Raw genomic sequence first — 12,968 nt, forward strand, 5'->3', positions numbered from 1 at the left:
TAAATTGTTATTGCTGCTCCTCGCATTATATAACAATTTCCAGAATATTACGGTGATTAATTTTTGATCATTTCGGCTGTTCTATATAATTTAGCCAATGCTCCAGCTTCACAGCTAGCGTAAGGCCGACGGATTCGGCCAAACGAATGGAGGCGATATTGGTATCCTCCACCTGATATCTTGGAATATAACCTCTCTGCAGCGTATGGAATACCGCAGTGCGGACGACCCGCTGTGCAAGTCCGCTTCTTCTGCCGGCTTCGGCCGTACGCACGGCCCCGATTTCCCAGATTTGTTCCTCGTTGCGGAATACGAGGCAGGTGCTGAGTGGCGTGTCTCCCATGAATATAGATATGGAAAAAGCGCCGTCTGCAAAACAATGCTCAATTTCTTCCTTGCTGTAATCATTCGCCCGCCATAATGGGAGCAGCCGTTCATCCATCTGTTCGTTTAGTACAGCTTCGGCGTACGGATCGAAACGTTGCTCTGCTGTAGAACTATAGGAATAAAAGCATCGTACTTTGTGCAGCGGAAATTGACCGGCAATCGCAATCCGTGTCTGCTCCTGAATTTTGAAGACTAGATTCGTTTCTCTGGGCAATCGCTGTAGCAGCTCGGGCAGCACTTCGGGGCTACTGTAATCCATCAGCACTATTTTCTCGGCATCCGGATATATCCGTTGATCAAAAGAGTAAGCGTCTGCAGGCAGAAGCAACAGAATACCCCAGTGTTCCTGCTGTTGAACCAGATAGCTGTCTATCACCTGATGATAAGCGGTCATCATCTTTAACGGGGTTACATTTTTTAGCGGATTTTCACGCAAGTACTTCATAATCAATTCAGTATGTCCCAATGAACTTCACTCCAGTTCTTATTTATATTCACGAACTACTTTAAGTCGGGATACAGCTCCGATGCCGAACAGAAAAAGGATAAGACCGGCAGCAAGCATGGTTCCAGAGGCTCCAAAATGGTCGGCTGACGAAGAAAAGACAGCAAGTCCCAAAGGGGGACCTACACTCATTAAGGACCCCAGTACACCGAACATCCGCCCTTGCAGGTCCTCAGGCACCTCGAGTCTCAGGATGATATTAATTAGTAAAGTGCTGAATGAGAAGGTGAAGCCGATTAGCAGAATGAGCGGGATGGCCAGCATCATTGAGGTAATAGCCGACAGCAGGGCGTACAGCGGACCCAGCAGCAGGAGACTGACAGCGACCAGCAGACCACGGTGCCTGATCCTGTTCCCGGCAGTCAATATCAAGCCCGATCCAAGCATGTACCCGAGCGGGATGCAGCTCTCCATCAGACCGAACTGAAACGGACTTGCCTTCCATACCTGCACGGCCATGACTTGTGTCAGCATGAGGCAGGAGAGGAAAAATAGTGTGAGTACGGGAAGCAGTAAGGTAACAGCTCTAGCAAATGGATTACTCCAAATATAACGGAAACCGCTGAAAATATCCTGCTTGAACGTTTTTTTGGGTCCACGTGCGGCTGTAACACCAGTGAATGAGCCTGAGGCTAGCACCAGCAGGAAGGCTAACAGAAAGGTCATCCCATCTACAAAGATCGCCCAAGCGCCACCGAAGGCAGCGACAAAGATTCCGCCGAGCGCGTAACCAACAGTACGGGAGATGTTCTCTGACAAGGTCATCCAGCCTGCTGCCTGCTGGATATGTTCTTTGCCGACAACAGTCAGCAGGGAAGCCTGAAAGGCAGGAGACTGAAATTGTCCGGCAGAGGTTACAATTCCGGTAAGACAAACAATCAGGACGAAGGAGAGATTAGGGCTGGTAAGGGCGTAAGCGATTCCCAGTACAGTGATGCTCTGTACCAGATAGGCACATACAATCAGTGTTCTGCGGTTGACGCGATCGGCGAGGGTGCCCGCTACGCTGCCCAGCAACGAACAGATGACAAGGTTGCTGACAGTCATGATGCTCATCATTTTTGCACTGCCAGTCTCCTGCAGTACCCATAGACTAAGAGCGAGACTGTGAAAGGCATTTCCCAGTATCGTAAGCGTACTGGCTGTGAACAACAGCAGGAAAACTTTGTTTTTACGTAAAACCGGATAGTTCACTTGGGGCATAGGGGCATTCACGATCTCAGCGCTGGTAGAATTCATCAACAAAACCTCCTCGTAATCACTTAACTTAAACGTTTAAGTTATTATAAAGAATTTATTGGAGAACTTCAACCAAAAATTGATTGCTGCCTGTCAGACTGGAATCGTACTGTTCGCGAATAACAGATGTCATTAATTCGTAGGCGGTCAGTGCTCTATCGTTCTGAAACTGAATGACTGTCGTACTGTCCAGCAGGATTTCCGGTACTCCGCAGGTGCAAATGGCTGTAATTGAAGAGGCCAAGGCAGTTTTTTCAACAGCTTTTGCCAAATATTCATTGATGGCGATGATATGCTTATCCCGGTTAAGGGTCAAAAAGCTCACGAGTTCACTTTGTGCCTCTTGGGAATTGTTGACAATATGAACTTGCTCCCGCGGCAATCCCGATCCAGCAAGGATCCACTCCGCTAACGCCTTGTTATGATAACTCTCCATGACCAGACAGGAGGGAGCTGTGGAGGAAGATACAGCGGCCTGCAACGCTTGGGGATAGTTATAATTAACCTGATTAAAAAGACTGTCATCGATGATGCTGTCGAGCAGAATCAGAGGAACGCCTTCCACAAAATTGGCGGATATCCGGTAGAACATCTCATCCATAACGTCCAGCACAAAGACAGCATCCAGCTTGCGTTCACGGATTACATCCATCGCAGGATTAAGGGGATTTAAACGGACAAGCAGAGTATGATAACCGGCTTCTGTTAGCATCGCTTCCAGACTTTCCACCAGCGACATGTAATTTTGGCGTTTCCAATAGGGCAAAGCGGATGTCCGGTTAATCAGAATGCCGACCAGTCCGGTCCGTTGTTTGACCAGGGAACGCGCCGCGAGATTCGGGACATAATTCAGCTCCCGGGCAATTTGCAGTATAATCTGCCGGGTCGGGTCAGGGATTGTCTGGTTCTTCACATTATTCAGCACATAGCTGACCGTAGCTACTGAAACGTTCGCCTGACGGGCAATATCCTTCATGGTCGCTTTTTTCATCGGGCATTCTCCTTAACAAGGCTTAGAAGAAAAGCCTATCATTCAGCCACGGGACAAGTCAACTGAATGAAAAACTAAAAATATTTACTTGGAGACAAGAAGAGGCTGCTCCCCGTTATTCAGCGACGGGGGAGCAGCCTGTGTGCTGTACAATTTTACAGCTTAAGTTTCATTTTTGGTGACACCATTCAAACTGGGAACATAATCTTCAGCCTTATTGGTGTTTAACATCTGGGGTTCTTCAGTAAGATGTGCATGGTTTTGCTGGTTGTTTTTCTTATCTGCTTTATTATTTGCACGGTCGTGTTTGGGATCGGCACTATTTTTGGGCATGATTTCACCTCCATCTGCTAACAGATAGTATGAGAAACTGGTTTGCATTTTATCCCAGCCATCTGAAATCGGGGGTGCGTAGCCTCTCTGGAGTGTGTACCGGATCATTTACAAAGAGCGAAGGCTTAGAGTAAGCTGACAATAAAATAACTAACCCAGCAAAGAAGGTGACGGTCATCGCTGTAAGCCCTGTTCCTATTGAAGTGGTTCCTTATAATCCCGCTTGGAAGGCCGAATTCAGCAGAATCAAAAAGCGGATGCTTGAGATCCTTGGAGATCTTGTCATTGCTGTCGAGCATGTGGGCAGCACCTCAATTGAAGGTTTGGCGGCCAAACCGATTATAGACCTGGATCTTGTGATGGAGAGCTATGAGGCACTGCCTGGTATTGTCGAGAGGTTCCGGGAATTTGGTTATGTGCATCTTGGAAATCTTGGGATTGAGGGCAGAGAGGTATTTGAGTGCGAGAAGGATGACGGTTTGATGCAATATCATCTTTATGTATGTCCCAAGGACGGTAAAGGTTATCTGGAGCATATTGCTTTCCGGGACTATCTGCGGAGTCATCCTGCTGCGGTTCGGGCGTATGAGGAAGTAAAGCTGGCCCTGGCAGAACAATACCGCAATGACAGAGAAGCCTATACGGAGGGCAAGACAGCTTTTGTACATTCCATCCTAAACAAAGCCATGCAGTGAGCGGAAAAAAAAGTATGAATAGAGCGGCAACCGGACCTGAATAACAGGCCAGCCGGCTGCCGCTCTGCCAGTTGTTTCATTGCTTCCTGCGGATTGTAGTCCGTTCCTGCTTTCCAGAGAGTAGAGTACATCGCCTCTTGTCTCGCTTGCGAGTTATGCATCAGCTGAAGGTTATGTTGCTGCATGGCTGGCAGCGTATAGTGGTTGGTGGATACGATAAGCTGGGGAAGGCTCGCCGCTCTGGCATCATAAACCTTAATTTCTTTATGTGCCCCAGCTACTTCGATCAATGCCATTGAACCGTGCCTGTCGGAAACCAGAAAGTTCCTGTAATCGGAGATCGGCATGCTGCGCAGCAGGGTAACAGCTTCTCTGGTTGTAGTGCAGTCATCGAGCAGGGCCCGAACCACTCCCGGGAACACAAAACCCTCACCTGTCATTTCTGGCCGGATTCTGCCGGAGGTCATGGTCACGCTGAGACCTTCGTCATTCATGCCGTCATACCGGCCGAAGAGCTGAAGTGAAAATCCGATATGGGCGGGCTTGCCCGTCACACGGGTGGTGCTCAGGCTACAGTTGAATTTTCTTGTATTCATGGCATTTGGATGGTAAATTATAGATATAAGTTTGGGATTGAAATTCAGCTAATAATTGCATGAAATGCGTACATTAAACAATCCGCCAGTCCGTATCTTGGCGGGTTGATTTTTTTAAAAAAGCAAGGCTGGTTTGACTATGTTCTGCTGTGAACAAAACGTTTTATGGTCCAAAAAGGTACCGTAAGGATACCTTTATTTGTTGAAATGCTTAAAGAATCCGAAGGATGATCAATTTCACAAAGGCCGGTAAAAGTTTCACCGCTCACAAGATGAACACGCTGCTTCATACTTTGCTCCAAGGCCGACTGTATTTCTATTTTTCTCATTCGTTTCACTTCCTTTTGAAACTGTGGCATTATGATCTCTACTTATCATTAAACAGGATTAGAAGAATTTAACAGACCTATTGGTTACAATATTGTATTATTATTATATACATTAGTTTGAAACCGGGTTATTCTTAAAGAAACTGTTTACAGTGAATCTAGACCCAAGCACCCTCCAGTTAGGACGGATAGGTTGATTTTCTCAGAAAAATGGAGTTGGAGAGGTGAATGGCTGTGGATACAAGGAATGTTATCAAAGGGATTTATCATGAAATCCTTGAACGGATCGAATTGCTGCTATTGAACTCAAGTCTTGAGTATGTGGAGCACTCTTCTGAAGTAATAGAGGGGGGCATGTATGCTTGGGGACAAGCTGACGTATTGAAAGATGCGTACCGGATGGCTTTGATTGAAGAATATTTGATTCTGGTTACCCAAATGCGGTTGGAGCTTGAAGAGAAAGACAGCAAAGCTCTCGCCAGTTTTGACCATAGCTGCAATATTGTATTGACTTATTTAAAGCAGGAAACGTTTGTGTACGAGAGTACGAAAGAAGATGTATTGAAGACGATTGAAAAAGAATTGGCTATTCAGTACTTCGTTATGAATCTGCCGGTGGAGAACATGAAATAATTGTCCCCATAACCTGGTCGTCGCGGTGAATCGGGCATACCTTTCTTGGTGTAATATTCAATCTAATAACGTTTAGCTCTCAGTCCGCCAGTGTTCAACTGGCGGATTTTTCCGTTGCTTTAATTTCTCTAAGATGGTTATAATACAAACAAGTGTTCTTATTTATAGGGACTGAGGAGGTCAGACAACATGAAGAAATTTGACAGCATATTCGACTGCAGCCGGGTGATGACTCCGGAGCACAAGCGCCGGATCATCCAGGATGAAGAAAGACAGCGCCTGCGAAGCAAACCCGTGCTCGATGCTCAGGAATGGGAGCTGATAGATCAAGTGCTTGCTTATTCCAAGCGTTACAACGAACAGATCACGATCACGCTGTTCGATCCAGAGAAAGATCATAAGATCAGGGGCGTTGTCATGTCAGTGGACCTGCAAATGCGACAGGTCAAATTACAGATTGAGTTTGAATATGATTGGATTATGATTGACGATGTTATTCAAGCGACTACATAAATAAGGGTCCCAATCCTGGGACCCTTTCTTTAAAATTTATATGTTCATGTCATAAAAAATTGCGTTCTGCTTGTTACTTCAATGTTGCATATGGTTTGAATTCGTCCGGTATAGCCGTTACCCCTACTATAGCCTCGACAGCTTTCCAGGCCGCTTCAAAACTTGTTCCGCTGTAGCTTGTTCTATCCCGCGCAGGGCCAGACAATGACATGTCAAACACTATAAATTCTCCAGACTCTTCAATGAGTCTGAAGCTTACGGCGCGGTCTTTTGATTGCATACGAATCTCCTTCAATTAGACAACCTCCTTAATCTTTTCTGCACTAGTATAAAGTCTACACAGCAGTATACCGCATCACCCTAATTGCATCAATTAACTAATACGCTGCAAGGAGCAACATTGACGGGAAGGTATTGAAACACTACAATTAGCACGAGTAGCCGTTGGAATAATTTAGGATTTCATTTTCTTTCATCGGATAAATAAGAAACCCATTAGGCGGGCTAACAGGAGGTGAAGTAAACAATGAAAAGCTCGGTTAACCTGTTTAAAGTTTCGCTTGTGATGATCATTGTCTACTTGCTGGTTAGTTTTGTCGCAGGTCTAATCGGGATGAATTTCAACAAATTATAATGAGTCTGTTCTGCAGATAGGAGGAAGTCAATGAAAGGCGAACATTTAAAATATTTAGGCGGCGGTATAATTGTTCTTGGATTGATTGCTTCGATTCCTGTCGCCATGAATATGGGTACATTATCTGCCGGTATCTATCTGTTCATCTGGTCCTGCCTGATTGGCGTGTTTTTTATCGGTTTCGGGGAGCTGCTGTATTCGGTGCAACGAATTGAGCTTAAGATCGCCGGGGAACGTCCTCACTATGATCCATTGACAGGTCAATATGTTGACAAGACGGTAAGAAAGTAATAGGTTTTAAAACAACCCTGCCGGTGAATTCCGTCAGGGTTGTTCAGCATTTCCCCTTAACTCTCACGGAGAACGGCGCGATACTCGCTCGGCGGCATGCCAGTGTATTTGCGGAACTGCTTAGAGAAGTAGAGGGCGTCGTTGAATCCGACGGATGAGGCCACCTGATCGATGGTGAGTGTTCCCCCCAATAGTTCCCTGGCTTTGTCCATCCGCATCTTCAGCAGATACTGCTTGGGAGACAAACCGGTCTTTTGTTTGAATGCCTTGGACAGATGCACCCGGTGATAGCCCAACGTCGCCGCCATGTGGTCGATGCTGATCTGCTGGTGGAACTGCAGCGAGATCCAACGGATCGCCTGGTCGATCTGGCGGTCAATGACCTCAGGCATTTCTTTGGGACGGGCTGGAAGGACACTGAGGTTGGCCAGACCAAACTGGTGGAGCAGCAGCCGGGTCCAGCCGGAGGCCTCCAGGCTTTCCAGGCGGGGATAAGGGGATTGCTGGAAGGCCAAGCGAATATGTTCGTACAGGCTGTGCAGCTCACGGGTATTCCCCGAATGCAGCAGCGGACGTTCCTTGGTAATCCCGGCATCGGAGAGCAGTGCCGCAACAGCTTCACCCTGTAAGGCTACCCATACGTAGTGCCAAGGGCTGTCCTTGTCTGCCTGGTAACTGAATAGGGACCCCGGATAAATAACAAACGTGTCTCCGGTCCGGCAGTGCAGCGAGACATTCCCGCTTTGAAAGAAGCCCTCACCATCCAGCACGGTATGGATCAAAAAATAATCATGCACTGAGGGGCCGATCTTGTGACCGGGTACGGGTCTGCCTTCACCACTGAATAATACGGCCATGTCTTGCTCTTCTGGTACGAGATTAAAGCTGGCAGTGAAGTACGAATGTTCGAGATTCATTGATGGGCCTCCCATACATAAATGACTGAGTCATATTGATATTGCAATTAATCTCAGGCTACTACATCACGATTCCAAATGCAACAAAGATCCATATCTCACTTGTATTTCTCCATACTCATTTCCGGCGTTCTAATTTATAGTGAATATAGCAAGAAAACAGCGGATAATGACTGCCATTACTGCAATCATCTGCCCTATTCACCACTGCATAAACTCCTTATTTGCTTAAGGCAGGCATTCTTACCGCAACCAACAGGAGGCGTATTGTTCATGTCCAAAATTACATTTATCGGTGCAGGAAGCACTGTTTTCGCCAAAAACGTTCTGGGTGACTGCATAGCGACAGCGGCGCTGCAGGGTTTCGAGCTTGCCTTGTTCGACATTGATCATCAGCGGCTAAAGGACTCAGAGAACATGCTTAACTCCATTAAGAATAGCAGCGGCAGCACATGCAGGATTAACGCTTACTCCGACCGTAAAGAAGCGCTGCGCGGCGCCAAGTATGTCATTAACGCGATTCAAGTCGGAGGTTACGATCCCTGCACCATAACCGATTTTGAAATTCCAAAGAAATACGGTTTGCGGCAGACAATTGCGGATACGGTGGGCATCGGCGGTATTTTCCGCAATCTGCGCACCATCCCGGTGATGCTGGATTTTGCTGCGGATGTACGCGAGGTCTGCCCGGATGCGCTGTTCCTGAACTATACCAATCCAATGGCTGTTCTGACGAATGTAATGAACACCTATGGCGGTGTGCAGACAGTAGGACTGTGTCATAGTGTGCAGCAGTGTATCCCCGGATTATTTGGCCACCTTGGAATCGACCAGACGGGAGTGCAGGCGAAGATCGCCGGAATCAACCACATGGCCTGGCTGCTGGAGGTCACGAAGGACGGGAAGGATCTTTATCCGGAGATTAAGCGCCGTGCAGCAGAGAAACAGCTGGAGCCTCACACAGATATGGTACGTTATGAAATGATGCAGAAGTTCGGCTACTACATTACAGAATCGTCTGAGCATAACGCGGAATACCATCCTTATTTTATAAAAAGGAACTACCCGGAGCTGATCGAACGCTTCCAGATTCCGCTCGACGAATATCCGCGCCGCTGTGTGGAGCAGATTGGCCGCTGGCAGCAGCTGCGTGAGGAACTCGTCGGCAACCACGAGCTTCAGCATGAACGCTCGCATGAATATGCCTCTTATATTCTGGAAGCAATCGAGACAAATGTACCGTTCAAGATTGGCGGAAACGTAATGAATACAGGGCTGATCACCAACTTGCCACGGGAGGCCTGTGTCGAAGTTCCATGTCTAGTGGACAGCAGCGGGGTTACACCTACCTTTGTAGGGGATCTGCCTCCGCAATGCGCCGCTCTGAACCGCACGAACATAGGCACACAGCTGCTGACCATCGAGGCGGCAATCACCGGCAAAAAAGAGCATATCTATCACGCGGCCCTGCTAGACCCGCATACGGCGGCAGAGCTGTCGATGGATGATATTGTGAACATGTGTGATGAATTGATAGCTGCCCACGGCGACTGGCTCCCGCAGTATCAATAGCATAAAAGTATGACTAACAGAGCCCGGGAAACCGGGCTTTTTGTGTCTAGACAGGAGCCTGCTGAGGCTAATGGACGATGTTTTTCCCGGAGTGTCCAAACTTTAAGCAGCAATACGAATACTTATATATAGATATTCATTTACGGAACCGCTCCGGAGGTGAGATTTGGTGTTCGTCGAGAAAAGTATGCTTGCGCCAGATACGTCTTATGCAACTCCCTATTATATCGTAAGTGGCCCACGTCCCGGCCCGGTCTTTATGGTGGTGTCTGGAATACACGGGAATGAACCGGCCAGCATCCGTGCAGCGCAAAATCTGGCGGGAATGTTCACCCGCAGAGAACTGATCCTCCTAAAAGGCAGACTTATTATAGTCCCTCTGGTGAATAAAAAGGCTTACCGTAAGAAGATCAGAGGCAAGCCGGATTTAAACCGGACCTTTCCTTACCGTGGTAAATCGAAGGCCAGCCATTCGCTGGCAGGAGCCTTATTTCAGCTGGCACAGCACCATGGCCCTTCGTGGTATCTGGATCTGCATGAAGCGAACGGACTTTCACAAAAAAATCCCAAACGGGTTGGCCAGACTTTAATTATTAGCCCAGGAAGCCGTACAGCTAGAGTGGCTAAGCAAATCGTTAAACGAATGAATCGGTCCATAACTAAGTCTTCCTATCATTTCAATATCCGGCGGCGTGAGCGAAATGGAACCTCGCGGAAGGCGGTTCAGGAAATTCTCGGTACGAAGGCGGTCACCGTTGAGACCTGCTGGAGTCTGGACTTCTCTTTACGGGTAGGGTACCAGTTGGACATCGTGTGCCATTTCTTAAGAACAACCGGATTTATTGGTTGAAGATGATGAGAAGAGACTGTTCACTTCAGGCTGAACCCGCAAGCAATTGAGGGTTCAGCCTGTTTGCATCCTATAATAGGATATTATTGACATGCTTATATATAATGTATATATTACATATATACACTAACTACATTGTTACAAAAGGATGATGGTGCAGCAACATGAACATTTTGATTTCGAGTACCTCGGGTGAGCCGATATACGCCCAGATTGTGGGGCAGATCCGCCAACTGATTCTACAGGGTGAATTGGTATCCGGGACACCGCTGCCGTCTATCCGCCTGCTGGCCAAAGAGCTGCAGATCAGTGTCATCACGACGAAGCGGGCATACGAGGAACTGGAGAGAGAAGGGCTGATCAATTCCATCGTCGGCAAGGGTTCCTTTGTGTCCGGGGCTGATCAGGAATTTATCAAGGAGCAGCGGCTGCGGATTATGGAGCTTAAGCTGAAGGAAGTCATTGATGAGAGCAGGGCGCTTGGACTCCAATACACCGAGATTGTGGACATGCTGAAACTGCTATATGAGGAGGAGAAGGGATGAGTAACTGTATAGAGCTGAATCACCTGCACAAGCATTATGACCGTTTTGCGCTGCAGGATATTTCACTGGCGATGAAGGAAGGGTATATTACCGGTCTGATCGGCCCGAACGGAGCAGGCAAAACAACGCTGATTAAAATGATCATGGGCATGGTTCATCCGGATCAGGGAGAGATCACCCTATTCGGGCTTGATAACCAGGAGCATCAACCGGACATCAAGAGCAGAATCGGTTATGTGTCAGATGAGAATATTTACTACGAGCAGCTTACCGTTAAGCAGATGAAGAAGATTATTGCTCCTTTTTACAGCCGCTGGGATGAGAATACATACTTGAAATACCAGGAGCTGTTCAAGCTTCCGCCAGGCAAGAAGATTAAGGATTTGTCCAAAGGAATGAAGATTAAATTCTCGCTGGCAATTGCTTTATCACATGGAGCCGATTTACTCATTATGGATGAACCTACATCGGGTCTAGATCCTGTGTTCCGCAGAGAAATGCTGGATCTGCTCACTGAACATATCCAGGATGAGAAGAAGTCGATTCTGTTCTCCACGCATAACACAACAGATCTTGACCGGATTGCCGATTATATCGTCTTTATCAATGACGGGAAGATAGTTTTCAATGAGATGAAGGAAGCGCTGACTGAGAAATATCTGCTGGTCAAAGGCGGCAAGGAGCTGCTTGACCGCGATGTCCGCCGCTTGTTCCTTGGGATTCGGGAAAGTGCGCTCGGCTTCGAGGGTCTGGTCGGGAACCGGGCAGAGGGGGAGCGCTTCTTCAAGGATAATGCAATTTGTGAGACGCCAACGCTGGAGGAAATCATGTATTTTACTGTTAAAGGATGTGATGTGCATGTATAACTCGCTGTATCTAATCCGTAAAGACTTCATGTTGTTGCAAAAATTCCTGCTGTTGCTTGTTCCATACTATATCATTATGGGCTACACCAACTTTGACAACTACACCATGTTCGCCTTGTTTCCGGCCATGCTGATTTTAATCAATTCATGTACAGTGGATGTGCAGCAGAACAATCAGAAATTCCTGATCAGTCTTCCTATGCCGAGGCAGCAGATTGTAATGGCCAAATATTTGGTGCTGCTTCCTTCTTGCCTGCTCAGTTTAGCTTGTACCTTGCTGCTGTATGGTGTTGCTTTCATTGCCGGGCGGGCCACAGAGCCTATTGCCTGGAGAGAGCTTGCCCTGTGCATTGCGAGCTTCCCATTGCTAGCCGCAGTGTACTTGCCGCTGCACTACTGGCTGGGCCAAAAAGGGACTCAGGTGGTCAATTTTATTTTCATCATGTTAATTATGCTTAATTTCGCCGCTTTGACCAAGCTCATGACATGGTTACCTGATCTGGCGAACTGGGTCACCACGGGCAAGACCGAGAGCATTCTGATCCCGGTTATCAGCGGTCTGGCCTATATTATTATCCTATTTGGCTCTTATCTGATTTCGTTACGTATCTTCTCGAGTAAGGATATATAGGATTATTTATACTTGCAAAGAAACGGCTGCGCCATTCCTTTAAGGAAGGCGCAGCCGTTTCTGATTCAGGGGGTACTGCTTTTCTTATTTCCCCCGCTCCATATCATCAATATAATTTTTGGCATCCTTTAGGGATAAGTCCCGCGCTTCACGAAGTACTTTAATGGCTTGTATCTTCTTGCCTTCGGCCAGCAGCAGGCGCAGCCTGTTCTCCAAATCCGGCATTAAATCCATATTCTGCACAAATTGCGGCGTCGGGGCAGCGATCCCCGTCTTGATAAAACCTCCATCCATCGCTGACCGGCTGCCGATCCGTTCCAGCTGTGACTGCAATTCGTTGACTCGCTTATTGAGACTGATTACCCTGAGCATGAGCAGCAACGTGAATACCATTGCCGCGAGTGAGATCCAATCCGTGTTTTCCAAAGAGATAGCCTCCCT

The 12,968-nt window shown here is 47.4% G+C and carries 18 protein-coding genes; 9 read left to right on the forward strand and 9 right to left on the reverse strand.

The window, feature by feature from the left end:
* Positions 1–67: 67 nt before the first annotated feature.
* From AC3WT9_RS03255 to AC3WT9_RS03270, 4 genes are all read right to left on the reverse strand, one after another.
* Positions 68–853 (reverse strand): GNAT family N-acetyltransferase, encoded by a 786-nt coding sequence (locus AC3WT9_RS03255; RefSeq protein WP_341378793.1) that lies wholly within the window; start codon positions 851–853, stop codon positions 68–70.
* An 18-nt stretch (positions 854–871) separates the two neighbouring features.
* The gene (locus tag AC3WT9_RS03260) at positions 872–2,131 is read right to left on the reverse strand and encodes an MFS transporter (protein WP_341093559.1); all 1,260 of its coding nucleotides are present in this window, start codon (positions 2,129–2,131) and stop codon (positions 872–874) included.
* Positions 2,132–2,186: 55 nt separating this feature from the next.
* Entirely contained in the window at positions 2,187–3,122 is a 936-nt protein-coding gene (locus tag AC3WT9_RS03265) for a LacI family DNA-binding transcriptional regulator (RefSeq protein ID WP_341093558.1), read from the reverse strand.
* 162 nt (positions 3,123–3,284) lie between these two features.
* Entirely contained in the window at positions 3,285–3,455 is a 171-nt protein-coding gene (locus AC3WT9_RS03270; RefSeq protein WP_341093556.1) for a hypothetical protein, read from the reverse strand.
* A gap of 167 nt (positions 3,456–3,622) precedes the next feature.
* On the opposite strand from AC3WT9_RS03270, the gene AC3WT9_RS03275 reads away from it, so the two are divergent.
* Positions 3,623–4,150 carry a GrpB family protein gene (locus tag AC3WT9_RS03275; RefSeq protein ID WP_341093555.1) on the forward strand — a complete coding sequence of 176 codons (528 nt, stop codon included), beginning with the start codon at positions 3,623–3,625 and terminating at the stop codon, positions 4,148–4,150.
* Here AC3WT9_RS03275 and AC3WT9_RS03280 read toward each other — a convergent pair.
* Positions 4,093–4,746 carry a C45 family autoproteolytic acyltransferase/hydrolase gene (locus AC3WT9_RS03280; RefSeq protein ID WP_341378792.1) on the reverse strand — a complete coding sequence of 218 codons (654 nt, stop codon included), beginning with the start codon at positions 4,744–4,746 and terminating at the stop codon, positions 4,093–4,095. The two genes, AC3WT9_RS03275 and AC3WT9_RS03280, sit on opposite strands and share 58 nt — an antisense overlap.
* A gap of 137 nt (positions 4,747–4,883) precedes the next feature.
* Positions 4,884–5,075 carry a hypothetical protein gene (locus AC3WT9_RS03285; protein WP_341093553.1) on the reverse strand — a complete coding sequence of 64 codons (192 nt, stop codon included), beginning with the start codon at positions 5,073–5,075 and terminating at the stop codon, positions 4,884–4,886.
* 234 nt (positions 5,076–5,309) lie between these two features.
* Between AC3WT9_RS03285 and AC3WT9_RS03290 the strand changes: the two genes are divergently transcribed.
* Positions 5,310–5,708 carry a hypothetical protein gene (locus AC3WT9_RS03290; RefSeq protein WP_341093551.1) on the forward strand — a complete coding sequence of 133 codons (399 nt, stop codon included), beginning with the start codon at positions 5,310–5,312 and terminating at the stop codon, positions 5,706–5,708.
* A 189-nt stretch (positions 5,709–5,897) separates the two neighbouring features.
* Positions 5,898–6,221 (forward strand): YolD-like family protein, encoded by a 324-nt coding sequence (locus tag AC3WT9_RS03295; RefSeq protein ID WP_341378791.1) that lies wholly within the window; start codon positions 5,898–5,900, stop codon positions 6,219–6,221.
* 73 nt (positions 6,222–6,294) lie between these two features.
* Here the strand turns inward: AC3WT9_RS03295 and AC3WT9_RS03300 are convergent, their stop codons facing one another.
* Positions 6,295–6,516, reverse strand: coding sequence for a hypothetical protein (locus AC3WT9_RS03300; RefSeq protein WP_341378790.1), 222 nt, complete (start codon positions 6,514–6,516; stop codon positions 6,295–6,297).
* Between the two features lie 369 nt (positions 6,517–6,885).
* Between AC3WT9_RS03300 and AC3WT9_RS03305 the strand changes: the two genes are divergently transcribed.
* Positions 6,886–7,146 carry a hypothetical protein gene (locus AC3WT9_RS03305; RefSeq protein WP_341093545.1) on the forward strand — a complete coding sequence of 87 codons (261 nt, stop codon included), beginning with the start codon at positions 6,886–6,888 and terminating at the stop codon, positions 7,144–7,146.
* 56 nt (positions 7,147–7,202) lie between these two features.
* On the opposite strand, the gene AC3WT9_RS03310 is transcribed toward AC3WT9_RS03305, so the two are convergent.
* Positions 7,203–8,063, reverse strand: coding sequence for an AraC family transcriptional regulator (locus AC3WT9_RS03310; RefSeq protein WP_341378788.1), 861 nt, complete (start codon positions 8,061–8,063; stop codon positions 7,203–7,205).
* A 273-nt stretch (positions 8,064–8,336) separates the two neighbouring features.
* Here AC3WT9_RS03310 and AC3WT9_RS03315 point away from each other — a divergent pair, with 273 nt between their 5' ends.
* The 5 genes from AC3WT9_RS03315 to AC3WT9_RS03335 all read left to right on the forward strand — a co-directional run bounded on the left by AC3WT9_RS03315 (position 8,337) and on the right by AC3WT9_RS03335 (position 12,527).
* Complete coding sequence (locus AC3WT9_RS03315) at positions 8,337–9,635, forward strand: alpha-glucosidase/alpha-galactosidase (protein WP_341378786.1); 1,299 nt, start codon at positions 8,337–8,339, stop codon at positions 9,633–9,635.
* Positions 9,636–9,804: 169 nt separating this feature from the next.
* Positions 9,805–10,485, forward strand: coding sequence for a M14 family metallopeptidase (locus tag AC3WT9_RS03320; RefSeq protein WP_341378784.1), 681 nt, complete (start codon positions 9,805–9,807; stop codon positions 10,483–10,485).
* 164 nt (positions 10,486–10,649) lie between these two features.
* Positions 10,650–11,030 (forward strand): GntR family transcriptional regulator, encoded by a 381-nt coding sequence (locus AC3WT9_RS03325; protein WP_038592576.1) that lies wholly within the window; start codon positions 10,650–10,652, stop codon positions 11,028–11,030.
* Entirely contained in the window at positions 11,027–11,896 is an 870-nt protein-coding gene (locus AC3WT9_RS03330; RefSeq protein ID WP_341093537.1) for an ABC transporter ATP-binding protein, read from the forward strand. The genes AC3WT9_RS03325 and AC3WT9_RS03330 overlap by 4 nt, the downstream gene beginning before the upstream one ends.
* Positions 11,889–12,527, forward strand: a complete 639-nt coding sequence (locus AC3WT9_RS03335) for an ABC-2 transporter permease (protein WP_341093536.1) — start codon at positions 11,889–11,891, stop codon at positions 12,525–12,527. The genes AC3WT9_RS03330 and AC3WT9_RS03335 overlap by 8 nt, the downstream gene beginning before the upstream one ends.
* An 84-nt stretch (positions 12,528–12,611) precedes the next feature.
* Here the strand turns inward: AC3WT9_RS03335 and AC3WT9_RS03340 are convergent, their stop codons facing one another.
* Positions 12,612–12,953: a ribosomal protein L7/L12 gene (locus AC3WT9_RS03340; RefSeq protein WP_341378783.1), complete on the reverse strand. Its 342-nt coding sequence runs from the start codon at positions 12,951–12,953 to the stop codon at positions 12,612–12,614.
* Positions 12,954–12,968 lie beyond the last annotated feature (15 nt).

It is taken from the genome of Paenibacillus sp. EB106-06-01-XG199 (assembly GCF_058791575.1).